The 18,696-nt window shown below is 58.2% G+C and carries 21 protein-coding genes; 14 read left to right on the top strand and 7 right to left on the bottom strand.

Annotated features, from left to right (window positions below; all coding sequences use genetic code 11):
* Positions 1-10: 10 nt before the first annotated feature.
* Positions 11-763: an alpha/beta hydrolase gene (locus tag L0664_RS07995; protein ID WP_235225127.1), complete on the top strand. Its 753-nt coding sequence runs from the start codon at positions 11-13 to the stop codon at positions 761-763.
* Here the strand turns inward: L0664_RS07995 and L0664_RS07990 are convergent.
* Genes L0664_RS07990 through L0664_RS07980 form a run of 3 tightly spaced genes read right to left on the bottom strand, consistent with a single transcriptional unit; the run spans position 756 to position 2,265 of the window.
* Positions 756-1,178, bottom strand: coding sequence for a hypothetical protein (locus L0664_RS07990; protein ID WP_235225126.1), 423 nt, complete (start codon positions 1,176-1,178; stop codon positions 756-758). The genes L0664_RS07995 and L0664_RS07990 overlap by 8 nt on opposite strands.
* Positions 1,178-1,534 carry a cupin domain-containing protein gene (locus L0664_RS07985; RefSeq protein ID WP_235226159.1) on the bottom strand — a complete coding sequence of 119 codons (357 nt, stop codon included), beginning with the start codon at positions 1,532-1,534 and terminating at the stop codon, positions 1,178-1,180. The genes L0664_RS07990 and L0664_RS07985 overlap by 1 nt, the downstream gene beginning before the upstream one ends.
* A 2-nt stretch (positions 1,535-1,536) precedes the next feature.
* Positions 1,537-2,265: an SDR family oxidoreductase gene (locus L0664_RS07980; RefSeq protein ID WP_235225125.1), complete on the bottom strand. Its 729-nt coding sequence runs from the start codon at positions 2,263-2,265 to the stop codon at positions 1,537-1,539.
* 145 nt (positions 2,266-2,410) lie between these two features.
* Between L0664_RS07980 and L0664_RS07975 the strand changes: the two genes are divergently transcribed.
* The 10 genes from L0664_RS07975 to L0664_RS07930 all read left to right on the top strand — a co-directional run bounded on the left by L0664_RS07975 (position 2,411) and on the right by L0664_RS07930 (position 10,924).
* Positions 2,411-3,202: a L,D-transpeptidase gene (locus tag L0664_RS07975; RefSeq protein ID WP_235225124.1), complete on the top strand. Its 792-nt coding sequence runs from the start codon at positions 2,411-2,413 to the stop codon at positions 3,200-3,202.
* Positions 3,203-3,458: 256 nt separating this feature from the next.
* Positions 3,459-4,535, top strand: a complete 1,077-nt coding sequence (locus L0664_RS07970; protein ID WP_235225123.1) for a coiled-coil domain-containing protein — start codon at positions 3,459-3,461, stop codon at positions 4,533-4,535.
* Positions 4,535-4,780 carry a hypothetical protein gene (locus L0664_RS07965; RefSeq protein WP_235225122.1) on the top strand — a complete coding sequence of 82 codons (246 nt, stop codon included), beginning with the start codon at positions 4,535-4,537 and terminating at the stop codon, positions 4,778-4,780. Before L0664_RS07970 ends, L0664_RS07965 begins: the two co-directional genes overlap by 1 nt.
* Positions 4,773-5,891 (top strand): hypothetical protein, encoded by a 1,119-nt coding sequence (locus tag L0664_RS07960; protein ID WP_235226158.1) that lies wholly within the window; start codon positions 4,773-4,775, stop codon positions 5,889-5,891. Before L0664_RS07965 ends, L0664_RS07960 begins: the two co-directional genes overlap by 8 nt.
* Before the next feature lie 44 nt (positions 5,892-5,935).
* Positions 5,936-7,873, top strand: a complete 1,938-nt coding sequence (locus L0664_RS07955) for an AAA family ATPase (protein WP_235225121.1) — start codon at positions 5,936-5,938, stop codon at positions 7,871-7,873.
* Complete coding sequence (locus tag L0664_RS07950; RefSeq protein ID WP_235225120.1) at positions 7,866-8,210, top strand: hypothetical protein; 345 nt, start codon at positions 7,866-7,868, stop codon at positions 8,208-8,210. Before L0664_RS07955 ends, L0664_RS07950 begins: the two co-directional genes overlap by 8 nt.
* Before the next feature lie 4 nt (positions 8,211-8,214).
* Positions 8,215-8,562, top strand: coding sequence for a hypothetical protein (locus L0664_RS07945; protein WP_235225119.1), 348 nt, complete (start codon positions 8,215-8,217; stop codon positions 8,560-8,562).
* Positions 8,563-8,607: 45 nt separating this feature from the next.
* Complete coding sequence (locus L0664_RS07940) at positions 8,608-9,969, top strand: DUF6638 family protein (RefSeq protein ID WP_235225118.1); 1,362 nt, start codon at positions 8,608-8,610, stop codon at positions 9,967-9,969.
* A gap of 1 nt (position 9,970) precedes the next feature.
* A complete protein-coding gene (locus L0664_RS07935; RefSeq protein ID WP_235225117.1) occupies positions 9,971-10,240 on the top strand; it encodes a hypothetical protein in 270 nt (89 codons plus the stop codon).
* 12 nt (positions 10,241-10,252) lie between these two features.
* Positions 10,253-10,924 carry a DUF1523 family protein gene (locus L0664_RS07930; protein ID WP_235225116.1) on the top strand — a complete coding sequence of 224 codons (672 nt, stop codon included), beginning with the start codon at positions 10,253-10,255 and terminating at the stop codon, positions 10,922-10,924.
* A 133-nt stretch (positions 10,925-11,057) separates the two neighbouring features.
* On the opposite strand, the gene L0664_RS07925 is transcribed toward L0664_RS07930, so the two are convergent.
* The 3 genes from L0664_RS07925 to L0664_RS07915 form a co-directional block, all read right to left on the bottom strand.
* Entirely contained in the window at positions 11,058-13,376 is a 2,319-nt protein-coding gene (locus tag L0664_RS07925) for an aldehyde dehydrogenase family protein (RefSeq protein WP_235225115.1), read from the bottom strand.
* A gap of 4 nt (positions 13,377-13,380) precedes the next feature.
* Complete coding sequence (gene deoC, locus L0664_RS07920; RefSeq protein ID WP_235225114.1) at positions 13,381-14,367, bottom strand: deoxyribose-phosphate aldolase; 987 nt, start codon at positions 14,365-14,367, stop codon at positions 13,381-13,383.
* A gap of 70 nt (positions 14,368-14,437) precedes the next feature.
* Positions 14,438-15,310: a helix-turn-helix domain-containing protein gene (locus L0664_RS07915; RefSeq protein ID WP_235225113.1), complete on the bottom strand. Its 873-nt coding sequence runs from the start codon at positions 15,308-15,310 to the stop codon at positions 14,438-14,440.
* 85 nt (positions 15,311-15,395) lie between these two features.
* On the opposite strand from L0664_RS07915, the gene rpe reads away from it, so the two are divergent.
* From rpe to L0664_RS07900, 3 genes are all read left to right on the top strand, one after another.
* Complete coding sequence (gene rpe / locus L0664_RS07910) at positions 15,396-16,085, top strand: ribulose-phosphate 3-epimerase (protein ID WP_235225112.1); 690 nt, start codon at positions 15,396-15,398, stop codon at positions 16,083-16,085.
* Between the two features lie 92 nt (positions 16,086-16,177).
* Entirely contained in the window at positions 16,178-16,861 is a 684-nt protein-coding gene (locus L0664_RS07905) for a response regulator transcription factor (protein ID WP_235225111.1), read from the top strand.
* Positions 16,858-17,790 carry a sensor histidine kinase gene (locus L0664_RS07900; RefSeq protein WP_235225110.1) on the top strand — a complete coding sequence of 311 codons (933 nt, stop codon included), beginning with the start codon at positions 16,858-16,860 and terminating at the stop codon, positions 17,788-17,790. Before L0664_RS07905 ends, L0664_RS07900 begins: the two co-directional genes overlap by 4 nt.
* On the opposite strand, the gene L0664_RS07895 is transcribed toward L0664_RS07900, so the two are convergent.
* Complete coding sequence (locus L0664_RS07895) at positions 17,787-18,695, bottom strand: NAD-dependent epimerase/dehydratase family protein (RefSeq protein ID WP_235225109.1); 909 nt, start codon at positions 18,693-18,695, stop codon at positions 17,787-17,789. The genes L0664_RS07900 and L0664_RS07895 overlap by 4 nt on opposite strands.
* Between the last annotated feature and the right edge of the window lies 1 nt (position 18,696).

The raw sequence follows: 18,696 nt of genomic DNA, 5'->3' as shown, positions 1-18,696 counted from the left end.
GGATGGATGTATGACACCAGACGAAGCCTACGCCAATTCTGCCTATATTCCTGACGGGGATGGCTATTACGCCCGTTGGGATGCGGCGGCGGCGGCGTTTCGCGCGGCCCAAGGCCTGACCCAGTCGAGCCCCAACGGAGAGATATACGCCCCCAATGGCGCGTTGCGCGGCACGGTGGTGATTGTGCATGGCGGGTATTGGATGGCGGGATCACCGTCGATGTTTTCCCATTTGGCGGCGGGTGCGGTGGCGGCGGGATATGTCTGTGCGTTGCCGTCTTATACCTTGGCGCCCGCCGCGCGCATCGGCGATATGACCCGCCAGATCGCAGGCAGGATAGATGAAATTGCCCAAGCCATCGACGGCCCGCTATATCTGGTCGGCCATTCTGCGGGGGCGCATCTGGTGGCCCGCATGGCCTGCGTTGATATGGCGGCACATTGGTCGCCCCGCGTGGCCCGCGTCATGGCGATTTCACCGCTCACCGATCTGGCCCCGCTGATGGACACCACGATGAACGACACGTTGGGGATTGATGCGGCGGAAGCCCACGCCGAAAGCCCGATCCATCATGCGCGCCAGGATATGGCGGTGACCGCATGGGTCGGTAGTGCTGAAAGACCTGCGTTTATTGATCAAGCCAAGTGGCTGGCGGATGCATGGCATTGTGATCTGACGGTTGAGGCGGACCGCCACCATTTCGATGTGATCGAAGGTTTGGAAAGCCCTGTCAGCCCGATGATGCGCGCGCTTTTCAGGTGACTTCATAAGGGCCGGCATAGCGCAGGCATGGCGTGTCATTCAGCGTGTAAGGCAGCCCGCCAAATGCGGCGTCGGCGATCATGATAACGGTGTTATCCGTGCCGATGTCGCGCAGCAAACCGTTCGGATTCGGGGTGAACATCGGAGTGGCGGCTGCGATGCGGGCTTGGCCGAAAATAATCTCAACCTCGGATGTGTCGATCATGGCATCAGGCAAATCGCGGGTCAGCGGTTCGGGTTTGTTACGCCCCACTGGTGTGAGGCAATAGTCGGTCGCTTCAAGCTCGGATGCGAACGTGCCGTGAAAGATATGCACGCGGTTGGGATTGGTGGGCGGTGGTGTCGCGGTGTCTGACAATTCGAGTTTATCTGACAGGCCCAAGACACGCCTGAAAAAGCTGTAGAGTCCCGGCATCAGATGGTCGGCTTTGTGGCTGGGGGGCGGTCGCTGTCGCCTGAATTGGGTTCGCCTTTGGGTTCGATCAGCAGCACTTTCGCCTCTGACGTGGCGCGGGGGCGGTGGATCATGCCTTTGGGCACCACGCACAATTCGCCCGGGCCAAGGGTGACGGCATCACCATCTTCGCCGTCCAGCGTGACCTCGCCCTCGAGGATCAAAAAGAAATCGTCGGTGGTGTCATGTTTGTGGAACGGAAATTCGCCGGTGAATTTTACCACCATGACGTCGTTGCCATTGTAGCTGGCCACAACGTGCGGGTCCCAATGGGTGCTGAACATCGCGAGTTTTTCGGCGAGGTTTACTTTTTTCAAGGTCATACACATCGCCCTCCGTCGATTTCCATGGCGACGCCGGTGATCATGCTTGCCTCATCGCTGCACAGGAACGCGGCGGCGTTTCCCATGTCTTCGGGGGTGGAAAACCGGCCCAGCGGGATCGTGGACAGAAATTTCGCACGGATTTCGGGGGTGTCTTCACCCATAAAGGATTTGAGCAACGGGGTTTCGCCTGCAACGGGGTTCAGCGCGTTCACGCGGATGCCGTGGGGCGCAAGTTCAACCGCCATTGCCTTGGTCGCGGTGATCATCCACCCCTTTGAGGCGTTGTACCAATTCAGGTTCGGGCGCGGCGACACGCCCGCAGTGGACGCGATGTTGAGGATCACACCACTGCCGCGGTCTTTCATTTTTGGCACGAAATGGCGGGCCATCAGGAACACGGATTTCATGTTGACCTGAAACACGCGATCAAAGTCTTCGTCGCTGATCGTTTCCATGGGCGCGGGCAAATGCGTGATACCGGCATTGTTCACGATGATGTCTGGGTTGGGCAGTTTTCCCGCCATGCGCCGCACGGACGTGTTGTCAGACACATCCACCACCCAAGGCGATGCCCCGATCTGGCGGGCAACATCATTGGCGGCATCGCCGTTGATGTCGGCCACCAGCACACGCGCGCCTTCGGCGACAAATTTCTGGGCAATGCCTGCCCCAAAACCGGAGCCAGCCCCGGTAACGATTGCGGTTTTTCCTGTCAGTCTCATACCCCCAACATGGGCAGGGATGCGCCGGATTCCCAGAAAATTGTGAACGCCGCCCGATCCGAATGTGTTGCAGGGGCTTTGGGGCTGGTTTTGGGCGGCGCTTGGCTGTTAAGGTTTCGACAACACTTGGATTTCGGGGACACCTATGCACAGACTTTCGACACCCTTTGCCGCCCTTGCGTTGGGGTTTCTGGCCGCCTGCGGATCGCCCGAACCAGAGCTGATTGGCGATGTGCCGGTTGATGAGATCATCGAGGGTTACGGGTTGTTGGAAGACGGCGAATACACGCTGCCCCCGATCCCGGCTGAGTATTTGCAAGGGGTCAATCAGCGCGCGGTTGTTGAATATAACGGGCCCGAAGCAGCGGGAACGATCGTGGTCGATCCTCATGCCAAGCTGTTGTATTTCGTAGAAGAAGACGGCATGGCGCGCCGGTATCCGATCGCCGTGGGCCAGCAAGGCCTACGCATGAGCCAACCATCCACCATCCAGATGAAACGCGAATGGCCCGGCTGGACCCCAACCGCAAACATGCTGCGCCGCGAACCTGCGGTGTATGGCCCGTTCGCACGCGGTATCGAGGGAGGATTGGCCAGCCCGCTGGGATCACGCGCGCTGTATTTGTTCCAGAACGGGCGCGACACGCATTTCCGCATTCACGGCACCAACGATTTACCATCCATCGGCAATTCGGGGTCTGCGGGATGTATCCGCATGTTCAACCACGATATCATTGATCTGTATGATCGCGTGCCCAACGGCACCCGTGTTGTCGTGCGCACCAAGGCGCAATCGGTTGAGCTTGAGGGGGAGGAACTGGCCAATCGTGGTGTGGTTCTGGAACCCAACATCGTTGACCCCGAGCTGATTTATGGCACGGACGACGATGATAGCGCCCAAGAAGATACAAACACTGACGCTGAAGTTGACGCCTAAAATCTGCATTCGATGACGTCGGTATTAAGGGGTCGGCCTCAATAGGGCGTCCAGAAAAGCAGTGCAAACACCACGAACCGCAGGCCGTTGCGATGCTGGCGAATGTGCATTGAACGGCGTTCATATGTCGGGTGCGCAGTCGGGTTTTCCAGACCCTTTTTGGGGCCTTAATCCCAAATTCGGACTACTCGCGCCTAATAAATGCCGTTAACATTACCTATGTAACCCACAACCGATTATCGCAGTGAGGACTAAAATGGCTGATTTCGACGCCCAAATCCGTGAATCCCAGACACAAGTGCAAGAAGCGCAATCCAAGATTTCCGAGCTGACCAGCCGGATCGAAACGGCCCGTCAAAAAATGGCCGAGGGGACGGATATTGCTGTCGATATCGAAAATGCGTCGCTTGAGGATGTGCACGCGCACACCGAGCTGATGAACGCCAACATCGCAGAACTGATTATGGGGCTGGATGATGTCACCGCTGGGTTCCAGCAGGATTTCGACGAGATGCGATCCAAAACCGGATGGGAAAGCTTTGTCGGTTTTTTCAGCGGGGCCAAGTCGGACAGCATGCGCGAAGAACGGATGCGCACGGCGTCTGTGGATGACAAGCTGCAAGACCTGATTTCGAAATCCGACGTGATTACTCAGCTGTTGGAAAACCAGCTCGCGATTTTGGAAGAACAGAAGACGAAGGTTGAGGGCAACCTTGGATCGACGCTGAGCGAACGCGAGGCCGTGGTTGGGGAATTGGAAGCGGTCCGCGCGGAAATCCTTGGCATGGATCCGGCGATTATCACGCTCGAAAACAAGATTTCCGTTGAACAGGACGCGGCAGCGCGCACGAAGCTGGAAACAGAACTCGCCCAGATGAACGCCGCCTACAACGAGGCCGTGCAACAAGAACAGGTCAAGCTGGCGAAATCCCAAACGCTGGAACGCTATATCGAAAAGGGTAAGACCTGGATCGATTCATTGCAGAACCAGGCGGCGACACAGATGGTTCTTATCAACAAGCTGGCGACGGACACAAAGCAGCGCGTGGTGCTGTATGATGCGCTGACGAAATCGTTGAAAACCGCCCAGCAACAAGACGTCGCGCACCGCATCAACGAGATTGGTGTAAAGACCGACCAAGAGGCGCAGACGGCGATGGCTGCGATCGGGTCCGCGACGAACGCGCGCATGGCCGAGATGATGGAAGCCCACGAGGACCACATGGTGTTCGCCCGCGAAGTGCTGGAGCAAAAGGCCAAGGCCGACGAGCGTTTCATGCGTCGGTTTGCGAAGATCGTGGAGAAGCATGATAGCAATGAATATGGGGCTTGATGACGGCAGATCAAATGCACTGGTTTCTTAGTTTGAGTCTGCTGAATAAGGTCTCTGCCATCATTGCAGTGGTTTCCGGAATTGTTTTAGCTTTTGCTGTGGCAACGGCAAATCGAGATTATGCAGTTGTGAGTGCAGGAATTGGTTTGATCGCATTGTTAAAGGCGCTCAACCTTTTTTCCGACAACGGCTATTCTGACGGCGCAGGCGGTGGCAGCAACGGAGGAGATGGTAGTTGTGACTGACACCGCCTACGATCATTTCCAGCTTGAAGACACCCGTGTGACCCGGCGGTATTTTGGCAAGTTCGAGGCGATCATCGGTCACTTGGGCCGAGTCGCCGCGACGCTTGAGGCGGAAAAGCGGCTGAGCAAGCGCGATGTCGAAGTGATGACGCGCTACATCGTCGGCCTGAATTACACCTTCAAAGCGCTGGCGCATAAGTACCATTTTTCGGGGCGGTTTGAACATGCGGGCAAGCTGACGTTTGATCGTGTGGACTCTGGGTTTCCTGTCCATAACGAGCTGCTGGCGATGGCGAGTGACGCGGCGCAGGCGGGCAAACATCTTGCGGGGATGCGGTCCGTTGAGGCGCTGAAGCAGGACATGGTGCGCGTGATCCTGTCCGAACAGGCGATCCCGACGAAGCTGCAATATGCGCTGTCCCAACGGCTGTATTACGAGGAACTGCAAAAGGGCGAATTGTTCTGGCCGCGCAATGACCCGACGGCCGTTTGGCTGGGTAACAAACACCAAATGCGCCGGGAATTCATGATCCATTGGGCGGTTTACGACAGCCAGATCAACCTACCGACGATCTACATGATGGAGCTTGAGGACACGGGCCGCATTGGCCTGCCCAAGGACGATCGCCGCTGGCCCGAAGTGCAGGCGCATCTGATGGCGCAGTCGCTGGGTGGTCTGAAATTGCTGACCATCGCCAAGGGTTTCGATGAGGATTTCGACGATCTGCACCCCAAACGCCTGCGACGGTTTCATGTGGGGCCGATGTATAGCCATGCGTTTACCCGTCAGGCGGGGCCATTGCGCGAAGTGTTGGAAGTCGCGCGGTCCCCCGTTGGGGAAGACTGGGCGCTGGTCTGGACCGAAGAAGAACTGGTGTCAGCTGAAACGCGCAAAGAAAAATCCGGCTGGTTCGGGACGGTGGAACGGGAGACATTCGCGCTCGACCCGTTTGCCGGCAAGGGCGCGGAACACGGCGCGACGCGCATGGAACGCAGCATCATTTTGCCCCAGCGCCCCTATCAAGCGCTGGAAGAACGCAAGCCCGCCGGGTTCGAGGACGTGCGTAAATTCGTTGTTTCACCCACCGGAAGCGTTTTGAGTTATAAATAACCCCTGAATTTGAGTTTTTTTGCCTAGATGAAGTTGGAACGAGCATGAGCCAGACAAGCGACACGATGGAGCTGCGTGAGGAAGATATCGTTAAGCATTACGATGCGGCCACGGCGATGGTGCAGGGGTTTGATCACACACCGCGCATAGGTGTGGCGAAGAACGCGCCTGTTGCCGAGAAATCCAGTGGCATCGGTACGCGGCGGCGGTTTCGCACGACTACGCCGGGGTTGGTGACGCGCTCGACCGCGCGCAGCGAAGGGGTGCAGTTGCTGGCGCGCATAGAAGGCGCGGATGAGGGTGATGGGCTGACGTCACCGACACAGGCCACAGTGTTGCACGGATTGCGTCGCGCGCTGGCGATTGCGCTGGCGGTGGCGGAGCAATACGGCGAACGGACCGGACTGGCGGATTTGAAACGCGCCAACCTTGAAGGGTCATTGGCCGCTGGCAAGAAGATGGATTTTTCCGAATTGCTGAGCGCGGAGGCGTTGGTGACGCTTTATGTCTTTGCCAATGCGACGGCGTTTCTGATTGCGCCCCATGCGGGCGAAGAAACGGTCGAGATCGGTGAGGTCGAGGAGGTGTTGACGGACAATGCCACATTGGCGTTGCACGGTGCGTTGTGGGAGCTGGATCAGGACATCGGGTTGTTTGCGGACAGTGAACCCAAGCTGGTCGCGACGGTTCTGGCCTACGCCGAGGCGTTGATGGCCAAGGTTGCGGCGCGGTCCAGCACAGCGGGCCGGCTGGAGCCGTTTGTTGCCGCGTCCTGGAAGATCGAGGAAGACGATCTGACCATTCGCGGGTTTACGCCTGCGCGTGCGGCAAAGTCATCCACGCTGACCATGACGTTCAAGAAACCCAATGAGGTCGTGGGCAACCACATCGCGAAATATCAGGCGATGAAGTTGGCCAAGATGGTGATGGCCTATGATTTTGATCGCAAGCTGAACCCCTTTGCCGACCTTGGCGGGTTTATCTTTACGTTCATGGGGGACGGAGCGCCGGGGACGGGTAAAACGACGTTGATCCAGATGATGGCGGGGCTGATCAGCGACTATTGTAAGGTCGCGGAATATCCGTTCCGGTATCAGAACCTGTCGACCGACAATATCGACAGCTATCAGGGTAAATCGGGCCAGAACGCGAAGGCGTTTATCAACAATGTGATTGACCCCAATGTCATCGGCTTTGGCACGATTGACGATATTGACCAGTTGGCGGGTAAGCGCGGGGATCGCCAGTCTTCGGCCGGGCAGTTGGAAATCACCGCCGTTCTCATGGAAAGTTTTGCGGGCGCCAACACCGTTGTGCGCGGCAATTGCACGTTCGGTATGTTTTCTAATTACCCTGAAAACGTGGATGATGCGTTGCGCCAGCGGGCGGGCGCGCGGTTTCTTGTCGACGGTCCGCAAACGCGGGACGACTACATCGATATCCTCTATCTGCTGATGGGCAAAAACCACGATATTCCAGTTGGCGATCATGAGGTGTTCAGCGCGCAGGAAATCAAAAAGGCGGTTGCGGCGTCGTTCGAGTCGCATTCCAAACCCCATGAACCCGGCCTGATGAACGTGTTTGATCAGGTGCATTCTACCATCGGGGAACTGGATACGATTGCGAAATTAGGCACCTATCTGAAGGGCATCCAAGAGGCTGATCCAAGGTTCACAGGCCGCGCGATCAAGAACATCACGGACGCCGTTAAAGTGCGGGCGATGGATTTTGAATTGCCTGATGAATGGATGGAACAGCCTGATCTGTTTTTGGCCAAAGACTACGACACCAAGCTGGCCATGATCAAAGATATGCGCCAGCCCATCACGGTTGAAATGGTCATTCAGGAAATCAACCGCTACGCCGATAGTGAATTCCGCTATGCCGATAAATCCGATGAAGTTGCGATTGATAATATGGTCCGCGACTTTGAGCGATCCGAAGAAGCCAAGCGGCGCTATCTGGAGAGCAAGGATGGCTGACGCATTTTCCACCGGATTGCTGTTGCCCGCCATTTGCCTCGCGGCGCTGGGCTGGGCCGTGCCGCGCGTATTGGCGGTGTGGTGGCCGGAAGGGGTGAAATGGCTGATCGGGTTGGCGTTTGCGTCAACCTTTGTGATGGCCCTCAGCGGGGCCGCGTTTTTCGCCATCCTTTACGCGAGCCAAGGGATCAAGCTGGATGATTTGTGGGAAACCGGCGGGCTGTCCGTGCCGATCCACTTTGCAAAACTCAGCCTGATTTCGGCGCTGTTGTGGGCACCGTTGATGGTGCTGTCGCTGATTGGCGTGCCGAAGAATTGGGTGAGGGAGGTTTGGTGAACGCATGATTGTCGCCGTGGTCATCCTGATTGTCGCAGTCATTGTCGGCGCAATCGTGTCAGGTGGGAACATCTTTGCATTGGGGATTGGGGTTGCCGTGCTGGTGATCTGTGTGGCCTTTGCGGGCACCGCCCTTTTGGTTGGTGTGTTTTCATTGGTCCTTAGTGATGCGGGCGTGTTTGATGCGTTAGGGGCGCTGTGGGATGGGTTTGTACAAGCGGTCCTCGCTGAGTCCGGGCCTGTCTTTGTTGTCTTGTCTGTATTTCTTGTGGGCTATTGCGGCCTCGGGATGCTTGGCATCTGGCTGGGGCGGAAATTTTCTGAAAACCGGGGCGCGCGCGATGTTCAATAGGATAAATTTAGGCGTCATGGCGCATCGGTCGAAAGTGGGCAGGGCATGAAGCGGTTGATTGAAAAAGGGCTCATGTTTGGCAACCTCATCCCCGTGGTCAGCCCCATTCTGGTGGAGCGGTATAATCGGGCGCTGAAGCGGTTGACGGGCAAGCAGACGGAACTCAGCGATTTTCACATCGATATTTCCGGCTATTCGCCCGAGGTCGGGGATGAGTTGGGGGATGATCTGTACCTGAACCATCACGGGGTGAACCGGCAGTTTATTCTTCTCACCACAGAACAGAAAACCGCGCCGCTGTTGAATGCGAAATTTTCGACGTCGCGCGGGATTTTGCGCCAGTTTATCGCAACCAATGAGGCGCAGTTGTTCGCCCTGACTGCGCGCGATGCCGTCGCGGGGGAGCTGGTGAATTCTGTCTATGCGCTGGATACACCCGCGCGGCTGTTTGACATCGGCCATGTCACGATTGAGGCAGACACCACGGACGGAGCCGTCGCATCGGCGGCCAAGCTGGGCGGGATGATTGATGATTTCATGGTCAAAGACGGCGCATGGCATGATGATGTGCTGATCGCCAACATGATTTCATTGGCCAAAGACACGGGCGATATCACCCGCAATCCGGTGAACCTGAACCGGATGACATTTGATCAGGACAATTTTTGGACGGCGCATCTGGGCGGCGTTTATGTGTTTCGCAATGTCAAAGAACCTGCCGCGATTGCCATGGGGGATCTGGCTGTCCTTGGCGATTTGCCGATTGATCGTGTGGTGGGTGCGGATCAGCGATCCGCGATTGCGCAATTCCTGAAGGTCAACGATTTGGCCGAACCGATCATTGAGGCCCGCGGGATCGATAGTGCCGCGATCCTGCGCCAGAAGATGGATTTCATCGTGGCCGATGTTGCGACGTCTTTGGGCGAAGATATGGGCGGTGCAACGCGGCGTGATTTGCGCAGCTTGGGGCGTCGGTACTATGATAAATTGCCTATCGCGTGGCGTGGTCTGTCTGATCTTGTGCGCTGGGCCGAGGATGGCGGCGCGTGGCCGCGTATCGACAGCGAACATCCAGCCTATTTCTACACTCTGCGGGCCAAGGATCACAAAGACGCCGATATGGTGAATATGCTGTTGTCCGAACTGTCCCCGATGGATGTGCGGCAATTGTTTATCTGCCACAAAGAGGCGTTTTATACCGCCTACAACGACTGGCCTGACGCCAAGAAGGCTTATGTGGCGGATTTCCTGTCAAACGAGTATCAGGTGGACAAGGCGGGCACCCGCGAGGCGCTGTTCGGCTTTGAAGATGCGATGGAAGAACCCACAGGTCCGTGGGGTAAGGGGACTGCGCGGAACGATCTGATCGATCGGGTCGGACCCTGGGGCGCAGTAAAGAGGAGATGATATGTCGTTCGTAAGATTGGTCGTATTCGGGTTTCTGGCCCTGTCGGTCGTGTACCTGTGCGTCTCGCTTTATTCGCGGTCAATCCGGCGCGAAAAGCTGGAAAATGAATGGGACGAAAACCCGCCCAAGGACGCGACGCCGGACATGCGGGCGAATTTCATCGCGAGCGGGATGATGGTATACGAGAGCGGGCTGCGTAAGAAACTGATCCTTCTCGTGTTTGTGATCCCGCCGCTTATCGTCGGCACAATTATTTATTTCATCAACTAAAGGGTTGATCTCATGCGCAACATTCGCCGTTTCCTTCGCATCGCTTTGTTCCTGATCATCGGGCTGTTTTTGCATTACGTGATGCCCCAACAAGACATCGCGCGCGTCACATCGACCGAGATCATCCGTACCGATTTTTCGAATTTTAACCGGTTGTTTTATGCGCAGGCCGACAGTGGTGCGGTGGAAAACCCCACACGCGATTTGCGCCTGATCAACACCGAGCGCAAAGCGACATATCTGTTTGGCCTGATCCGCGGCAATAACGAGACGATGGTGTATCGTAATGAGGATACGGGCTGGATTTATCCGCCGTATTTCAAGTTCGACAGCTCTGATTTGCAGGCGGAGGCATCTGCGTCGATTTCAACGGCTGCTGAGGAATGGGTTGTGATCACGCATTACGGCTGGCGCGTGCGTTGGGCGTCGATTTATCCGAATGCGGTGGCCATCCGCCCCGCCCCAAGTGAGGATTTTCGCCCGTTCCCGTGGGTGAACCTGATTATTTTCATCGCGATGATCGTGGGCGGGTTTTTCTTGCGGGCCATGTGGCTGCAATTTCGTGAACGCACGGTTGATCCGTTGGCAGACCGGGTCGGGGATCGGGTGGATCATGTGAACGCTGATCTGGCGGAACGTAAGGGGCGCATTTCGCGCTGGCTGGGCACGTGGCGGCGCAAGTGAAGCGCCAATGATCTGACGATCAGCGCCTGCGGCGGGCGGGGAGCGCCCCTGCGGGGCGCAAGGGGGGCTCTGCCCCAGCGCTGCGCGCTTCCCCGGAATATTTAGAAAGCTCAGACGAATAGGACGCGCGCCCTTATTCGCCGTAAGGGATCCAGATCGTTTTGACCTCGGTCGATTGCGCGCGCCAAATGGATGAGGGCCACGTGCGGGCCGTGCCGTGATTGACCCATGTGCGTTTGAGGTTCGAAGTGGATTTGGCCTCGATCACGTGTGACACATCAGCGGTTGAGAATGACCATACCGCGTCGATGTTTGCATGTGCGGCCATGTGTGGTGCGAGGTCGGCGTGGCTGCCTGTCAGGATGTTGGCGACGCCTGCGGGGAGGTCCGAGGTTTCCAGCACTTGGTAGAAATCGGTGGCGGCCAGCGGGAAGGGTTGGCTGGCGACTGCGGTGATCCGATTGCCCATGGCCAGTGCCGGCGCGAGGGGTTCGATCAGCCCCATCAGCGGGCGGGTGTCGTCCGTCAGTACCGCGATGTTGCCGACGGGTTCGTGCATTGCCAAGGCAACGCCACGGATGGGCACGCCTTTGGCGGCACCGTCATGTTTGTCGGCCCATGCAGCCCACGTGAACAGGCAGTTGATCGCGTCGCCGACTTCTTTGGTGCCGGTTTTAGTGCCTGTCAGCTGGTTGATGCGGGTTGCAAATTCGTCCGAGCGCGCGCTGAGGTTTTCGCCGATGTAATAGAGGATCTGGGCGCGCAGGTGGCCTGTGGTTTTTGACCAGCCTTTGGCGGCGGCCATGGCTTCGATCGCGTTGCGCAGGTCTTTGCGGTTGGCGATGGACGCATGACCCAGAAGCTTGCCGGATTTGTTGAACACGGGGTCTGAATACCCGCCATCAGGGCGCGCCTGTTTGCCACCGATATAGAGTTTCGCGGTGCGATCCAGTGGATCGGCGGGGGTGCCATCTGTGGTGGTGAACGCGGTTGGCGCGGTGAGTTTCGCCATTTTGCCTTTGGGTCTTGTGTAGCCCATCAGGCCTTCCCAGCCGCCTTCGCGTCCAAAGCCGCTTTCGCGCACACCGCCGAAACCGGCGGCGGCGTCCATGAGGTTCGTGGCGTTGACCCAGACGATACCAGCGATCAGTTTTGGTGCGATATCCAGCGCGAGGTTGATGTTTTCCGTCCAGACGGATGCGGCCAGTCCGTAGCGGGTGTTGTTGGCGATTTCGACCGCCTCAGTAGGGGTGCGGAAGGTCGTGGCGACAAGCACGGGGCCGAAGATTTCTTCTTGCATTAGGGTGTCGGCGGGCGCGAGGCCGGTGATCAGCGTGGGTGGGTAGAAACATCCATCAGGGGCGGCGCATTGGTAGGTTTCGCCGGATGTGTTGGTGTCGACCATGCGGGTGATTTCGGCCAGTTGCACGGGGTCGACAATGGCGCCGACGTCGATGCATTTGTCCATCGGGTCGCCAATGCGCAGTCCGTCCATGCGGGATTTGAGTTTGGCGTAGAAACGATCGGCGATGCCTTCTTGCACCAAAAGGCGCGATCCGGCGCAGCAGACTTGGCCTTGGTTGAACCAGATCGCATCCACGAGGCCTTCGACGGCGGAATCCAGATCGGCATCGTCAAACACGATGTAGGGGGATTTGCCGCCCAGTTCCAACGACAGCGCTTTGCCTGATCCGGCGGTTTGTTCCCGGATGATGCGGCCCACGGCGGTTGAGCCCGTAAAGGCGATTTTATCGACATCCGCGTCAACCAAGGCAGCGCCTGTTTCGCCGTCGCCTGTGACGATGTTGACCACGCCGGGGGGCACGCCAGCGGCGGTACAAATTTCGCAAAATACCATCGCCGACAGCGACGTGTATTCGGCAGGTTTGAGGACAACGGTGTTGCCCATCGCCAAGGCGGGCGCAATTTTCCATGCCAGCATCAACAGTGGGAAGTTCCACGGGATGATCTGGCCGCACACACCGAGGGATTCGGCGTTGGGCATTTCGGTCTCCATCAACTGGGCGAAGCCCGCGTGGTGGTAGAAATGACGGATGGCGAGCGGCACGTCGATGTCGCGGCTTTCGCGGATCGGTTTACCGTTGTCGAGGGTTTCCATCACCGCCAGAAGCCGCGCATTTTTCTGCATCAGGCGGGCGATGGCATAAAGAACACGGGCGCGGGCCTGTCCGTCTTTGGCCCACTTGGGTTGGGCTTTGCGGGCGGCTGCGACGGCTAATGCGACCTCGTCCGCGGTGCCTTTGGTCACACCGGCAAGCTTTTCACCCGTTGCGGGGTTGTTGGACGCAAAATCGTCGCGCAGCGGGCCCCACTGACCGTTGATGAAATGGCCTGCGATACCGCCGCGATCCGCCAGCCAGCCCAATGCCTCGGACGCGCTTTCGGGGGCGGGGCCGTAGTCCATCGACTCGAAGATGTCTTTGACTGTCATGGTCTTATCCAATCGCGTGACGCCAGCCGGCGGAATAGCCGCCCGTGACGTGGTGTTCGAGTTGCCGTTCAATATCGCCGAGCAAGGAGGACGCGCCGAAGCGGAACAGGTCGGGTTGCAGCCAGCGATCGCCAAGTTCGTCTTTGATCATCGACAGATACACCAGCGCGTCTTTGGCTTTGCTGATGCCGCCGGCCGGTTTGTAGCCGACACGGATACCGGTGCGGTCGTGGTAGTCGCGGATGGCGCGTATCATGGTCAGGGTTACGGGCAAGGTCGCGTTTACGGGCTCTTTGCCCGTTGACGTTTTGATGAAATCAGCACCCGCCATCATGCACACGACAGACGCGCGCGCGACGTTGCGCAGGGTGCCCAGTTCGCCCGTCGCGAGGATCGCTTTGACGTGGGCATCACCGCAGGCTTCGCGCATTTGGGCCATTTCATCATAAAGCGCGGACCAGTTGCCTTGCAGGACGTGGCGGCGGGTGATGACGATGTCGATTTCTTTGGCACCCGCGTTCACGCTTTCGGTGATTTCTTGCAGACGAAGGTGCAGGGGGGACAGGCCAGCGGGGAAACCTGTGGACACGGCGGCGACAGGAATGTTGGTGCCGCGCAATGCGTCAACAGCCGTTTCGACCATATCGTGATAGACGCAAATCGCGCCAGTGGTCAGGCCTTCCATGTTCAGCGCCTTAAGCAAATCAGCGCGCACCGGTTGGCGGGCCTTTGCACACAGGCGCTTCACGCGGCCTTCGGAATCGTCCCCCGACAGCGTCGTGAGGTCCATCAGGCTGATTGCCTTGCACAACCACGCGGCCTGATAATCCTTTTTGACTGAGCGGCGGCCCGGCAGCGTTGCGGCGCGCCGTTCAATCGCTGAGGTATTGGCCTGCACCGCTTTGACCCACGACAAATCGAGCGGAATTCCGTCGTTTCGTGGTTCTTGAACTTGCGGCAGATGGGTTGTTTTTGGGTCCATGGTTTGCATGGGAGACTTCCGATTTGTGAAGCAAAACACTGTCACGCGAAGGTAGGGTTTGGCAAGCGGCGACGGGGCGTCAGAGGCGGGGCTGGATCAGGTTGGCCTGACGCGCGCGGCGATAGCGCAGGGGTGTTTCGCCCATGTGGGACAGGAAAAGTTTGTGAAAGTGGCTGAGGTTTGGAAGGCCGCAATCAGCCGCGATTTCGGGCAACGGGTCGGACGTTCCCGTAAGCTGGCGCGCGGCGTGATCCATTCGCAGGGTGTTGATGTAATCGGACGGCGTCAGCCCCATAAAGCGGCGCATGGTGCGTGACACGTGCGGGTGCGCGCGCCCTGTTGCGGCGACAAAACCAGCGGCACCGTCGCGAAAAACGGCAGGGTCATGTGCCTTGGTGCATGCGGCAATCAACCAGTCGGGCGCACCGTTTTCCATGCCTTCTGGCGTGCGATCAAGGGCGACGAGGAACGGGAGCAAGAACGCCTCAAGATACAGTTTTCGCCGCGGGCTGCGTTCCAACTGCAAGGCCGCCTGGTTAAGCGCTGCGAGCTGGCGCATATCGCGGTGGGTGATCGTCGGTTCCGTCGTGGCGGCCCAAAACGCAACCCCCGCAAGGTCTTCGTGGCGGTTGCCAATGGCCTTGATCACACCGGGACGAATGGCGAGGGACACGACGATGGACGCTTCGCCATCAGCCTGCGCGCCTTTGGGGCGGCGACCTTGTAATCCGTGACGTTGATCGGGTGAAATGAACAACACGTCTCCTTCGGACAGGTCGCGTTTTCCGGCATCGGTGTGCAAACGCACGGTGCCGTTTTGCACCCAGACCAGTTCATGAAAATCTTGCGTGTGCAGGTGCGGCGGGCGGCGTGTGTCAAGCTCCGCACGGCTAAGAACAAAGGCTTCTTCAGCGGCAAAGGTATCGTTTGCGGACAGGGTCATGATGTTCATGGCGTCAAATTACCATGCTCATGGCGGGATTGCACGGGGGGCATTGGCGCGGTAGTCAGCACACGAAACCGCAAAGGAACTGCGCATGTCATTTGATCGTTCTATCAAAATTGCCCCATCCATTCTGTCTGCCGATTTCGCCAATCTGGGCGCGGAAATTCGAGCCGTCGAGGCACAGGGCGCGGATTGGATTCACGTTGATCCCATGGACGGGCATTTTGTGCCGAACCTGACGATCGGGCCGAATGTCGTCGCGGCGATCCGCCCACACGTAAAGACGTTTATGGATGTGCATTTGATGATTTCGCCGGCTGACCCTTATATTGGTGCCTTCGCCAAGGCGGGCAGTGACATGATCACGGTTCACGCAGAGGCGGGCGCGCATTTGCACCGTTCACTGCAATCAGTGCGCGCAGAGGGCAAGATGGCGGGTGTTGCGCTTAATATGACAACGCCGCTGTCCGTGGTTGAGGATATTCTGGATGATATCGACATGATCCTGATCATGACGATCAACCCCGGTTTTGGCGGGCAAAAATTCACCCATGCGATGGTCGATAAAGTGGCGCGGTGCCGCGGTATGATTGGTGATCGGCCGATCCACATTCAGGTTGATGGTGGTATTGATCCGACGACTGCGCCGCTTGTGGCGGCGGCGGGTGCGGATGTGCTGGTTGCTGGATCAGCGGTGTTTCGCGGCGGGTCGGTTGATGCGCCGCAGGTGTATGGCAGCAACATCGCCGCGATCCGCGATGCGGCGCAAAAGGCGCTTTAGCGTCTGCACAAAAACTGCACAAACGGGTTAACCTGTCTGCACAAATGGATTTGTAGGGTAGGGTCACTGCAAACGCCCAAAGGTGCCGACATATGACCAATACGATCCTGATTATCGATGACGACGCGGACATTCGCGACGTGGTGCGCATTGCGCTGACCCAAGCGGGATTCCAGACCCAAGAAGCAGGTGACGGGCGCGAAGGGCTGGCAGCTGTTGCGCGTATCAAACCGGATTTGGTGGTTCTTGATATTGGCCTGCCGGAAATGGACGGGCTTGAAGTTTGCCGCACGGTGCGGGTGACATCAGATGTGCCGATCCTGTTTTTGACCGCCCAAGGGGATGAAATTGACCGGATTATCGGCCTTGAAATGGGGGCGGACGATTACCTGCCCAAACCGTTTTCGCCGCGTGAACTGGTCGCCCGCGTCAAAGCGATTTTGCGGCGCGGCGGTGTTACGCCAGAAGACCGGCCCTTGCGACATGGCATTATCGAAGTCGATCCCAGCCGCCATTTGACCCGCGTGCGCGGAGAGGTCGTAGCCCTGACCGCCCGCGAGATGGATTTGCTGGTTAAGCTGATGTCGCGCCCCGAACAGGTGCATGCGCGCCCGGCTTTGGTGGATGCGATTTACGGTGTAAATATCCACGTCAGCGACCGCACCATGGACAGTCATTTGCGGAATTTGCGCGCCAAGTTGAAGGCGGCGGGATGCGTGGATGCGGTTGAAACCATGCACGGGATCGGGATCCGCATGGGGCCGTGCGCGGGATGACGCGGATCACACGCAAATGGCGCCCGCCGTTATGGTTGGTCGTGGCTGTGACGCTGGGCGTGGTGTTGTGCCTGCCGCTGATCGGGATTGTGTTTGTCAGATATATGGCCCCGTTGATGGGGTATCGAGAGGCCGCTTATGCCGCGGGTTTCGGTGTTCTTGCGGCGACATTTGTGATGGGCTGGGGGCTTTGGCGGTTTTTATTGCGGCCGGTCCAAGCAATGCGTGTCCGCGTTGGGGCGCTTCGGTCAGGTGAGGAGGACGCGTTGGACCCGCTGGATCAATACGGCACGTCTGACATGCAGGCCTTGGGGCAATCGTTTCTGGATATGGGGCGTGCGTTGCGCAACCGTGAGACAGTTTTGCGCGGCTATGCGGACCACGTCACGCATGAGTTGAAATCGCCATTGACCGTCGTGCGCGGCGCGGCGGAATTGCTGGCCTTGCCCGATTTACCAGCGGTGGAGCGGGATCGGCTTACGGCCAAGGTCGAGGCGGCTGCCGCGCGGATGACCGCGTTGCTTGATGCGCAAAGGGCGTTGGCGCGCGCGCAAGAACCCAGTGCACGCGGTGTTGCACGTCTGTCGGATGTGGCCAAGGATATTGAAGTGGTGCAGGACGGGGACGTCCCCCTTCCGGCTGAGGCGTTGACGCTGGTGATTGAACACCTTGCCGGCAATGCCAAGGCCCATGGTGCCACAAAAATCACGGCTGCGGTGCATGGCGATACCTTGCGCATTCAGGACAATGGTACAGGTATTTCGCACGGCAACCGCGCCCGCATTTTTGAGCCCTTCTTCACCACCCGCCGCGAGGCAGGTGGCACGGGCATGGGGCTGTCCATCGTGCGCCGCATTCTTGAAGCGCACGAAGCAGATATCGCGCTTGTGCCCACGGACGCAGGCGCACGGTTCGACATTACGTTTTAGGGGTTCATGCCCTTTTTCGTCAAAAACGAAGGAAGCTTTTTGGCGTCATCTGTGGCGGCCTGTTCGGCGGGTGCCATGGCCTTGATGGCTGCAACGCCGCTTTCGCCCAATGGGATGGTTGCAAAGGGTCCGCCGATGCACATTTGCGCGCGATCTGACGGATCAGCGGGGGCAGCAGAGGCCAGCAGGCTGTCCGCCCAGTTTTCAGCGTTGTCCTTTGGTTTATATCCAAGGAACGCGGCCTTATCGTTGTTGACCGGCGCGCGGTCATTGTCGGACACGCCGTAAACGACCGTAAATCCTGTCGTGGTCGCAGTGACAGACCGATCAACCAGGTGGCGCAGGTCATCAAAGCTGAGCCATGTGCGCAATGCGCGCGCGTTTTGGGGCACTTTCGTACAGGAGAAAATCCGCAAATGGACGGATTCCATACCGCGTTTTGCCCAATAAAGTTTACCCAGATCTTCCGTGAAACATTTGGCCAAGCCATAGAACGTATCGGGCGCGTGATCGACATCAAGGTCCGCACCGGCGGCGTTTTCAACCATGCCCACTGCATGCACGGAGGACGCATAGATCACGCGCTGCACGCCATGGCGGTGGCCTGCTTCCCAGACGTTGTAAGACGACAGGAAATTCGGGCCTAGCAGGTCTTCGAAGGGGCGCTCATCCGCGATTGAGGCGAAGTGGACGGCGATGTTTGCGCCCTCCATCAGGGGCAAAACTTCGTCCAGTTTGGAACAATCGGCTTGCACGAATGTTTCGTTGTCCAGCAGCGTTGCAGGGGCGTCGCTAATATCGACAGACACCAGCGTATCCGCGAGCGCCGCAAGGGTTGCGCGGATTTCCATACCAAGGTTGCCGCAGGCCCCCGTGAGAACGATTTTCTTGTGAAGTTTGGTCATG

The sequence above is a fragment of the Octadecabacter dasysiphoniae genome (assembly GCF_021532615.1).
Taxonomy (GTDB): Bacteria; Pseudomonadota; Alphaproteobacteria; order Rhodobacterales; family Rhodobacteraceae; genus Octadecabacter; species Octadecabacter dasysiphoniae.
This window is presented reverse-complemented; position numbering and strand designations above follow the sequence as displayed.

Coding starts and splice junctions, on each gene's coding strand:
- L0664_RS07995 (WP_235225127.1), top strand. CDS start 11: ATGACACCAGACGAAGCCTACGCCAATTCTGCCTATATTCCTGACGGG.
- L0664_RS07990 (WP_235225126.1), bottom strand. CDS start 1,178: ATGCCGGGACTCTACAGCTTTTTCAGGCGTGTCTTGGGCCTGTCAGAT.
- L0664_RS07980 (WP_235225125.1), bottom strand. CDS start 2,265: ATGAGACTGACAGGAAAAACCGCAATCGTTACCGGGGCTGGCTCCGGT.
- L0664_RS07975 (WP_235225124.1), top strand. CDS start 2,411: ATGCACAGACTTTCGACACCCTTTGCCGCCCTTGCGTTGGGGTTTCTG.
- L0664_RS07970 (WP_235225123.1), top strand. CDS start 3,459: ATGGCTGATTTCGACGCCCAAATCCGTGAATCCCAGACACAAGTGCAA.
- L0664_RS07965 (WP_235225122.1), top strand. CDS start 4,535: ATGACGGCAGATCAAATGCACTGGTTTCTTAGTTTGAGTCTGCTGAAT.
- L0664_RS07955 (WP_235225121.1), top strand. CDS start 5,936: ATGAGCCAGACAAGCGACACGATGGAGCTGCGTGAGGAAGATATCGTT.
- L0664_RS07950 (WP_235225120.1), top strand. CDS start 7,866: ATGGCTGACGCATTTTCCACCGGATTGCTGTTGCCCGCCATTTGCCTC.
- L0664_RS07945 (WP_235225119.1), top strand. CDS start 8,215: ATGATTGTCGCCGTGGTCATCCTGATTGTCGCAGTCATTGTCGGCGCA.
- L0664_RS07940 (WP_235225118.1), top strand. CDS start 8,608: ATGAAGCGGTTGATTGAAAAAGGGCTCATGTTTGGCAACCTCATCCCC.
- L0664_RS07935 (WP_235225117.1), top strand. CDS start 9,971: ATGTCGTTCGTAAGATTGGTCGTATTCGGGTTTCTGGCCCTGTCGGTC.
- L0664_RS07930 (WP_235225116.1), top strand. CDS start 10,253: ATGCGCAACATTCGCCGTTTCCTTCGCATCGCTTTGTTCCTGATCATC.
- L0664_RS07925 (WP_235225115.1), bottom strand. CDS start 13,376: ATGACAGTCAAAGACATCTTCGAGTCGATGGACTACGGCCCCGCCCCC.
- deoC (WP_235225114.1), bottom strand. CDS start 14,367: ATGCAAACCATGGACCCAAAAACAACCCATCTGCCGCAAGTTCAAGAA.
- L0664_RS07915 (WP_235225113.1), bottom strand. CDS start 15,310: ATGAACATCATGACCCTGTCCGCAAACGATACCTTTGCCGCTGAAGAA.
- rpe (WP_235225112.1), top strand. CDS start 15,396: ATGTCATTTGATCGTTCTATCAAAATTGCCCCATCCATTCTGTCTGCC.
- L0664_RS07905 (WP_235225111.1), top strand. CDS start 16,178: ATGACCAATACGATCCTGATTATCGATGACGACGCGGACATTCGCGAC.
- L0664_RS07900 (WP_235225110.1), top strand. CDS start 16,858: ATGACGCGGATCACACGCAAATGGCGCCCGCCGTTATGGTTGGTCGTG.
- L0664_RS07895 (WP_235225109.1), bottom strand. CDS start 18,695: ATGACCAAACTTCACAAGAAAATCGTTCTCACGGGGGCCTGCGGCAAC.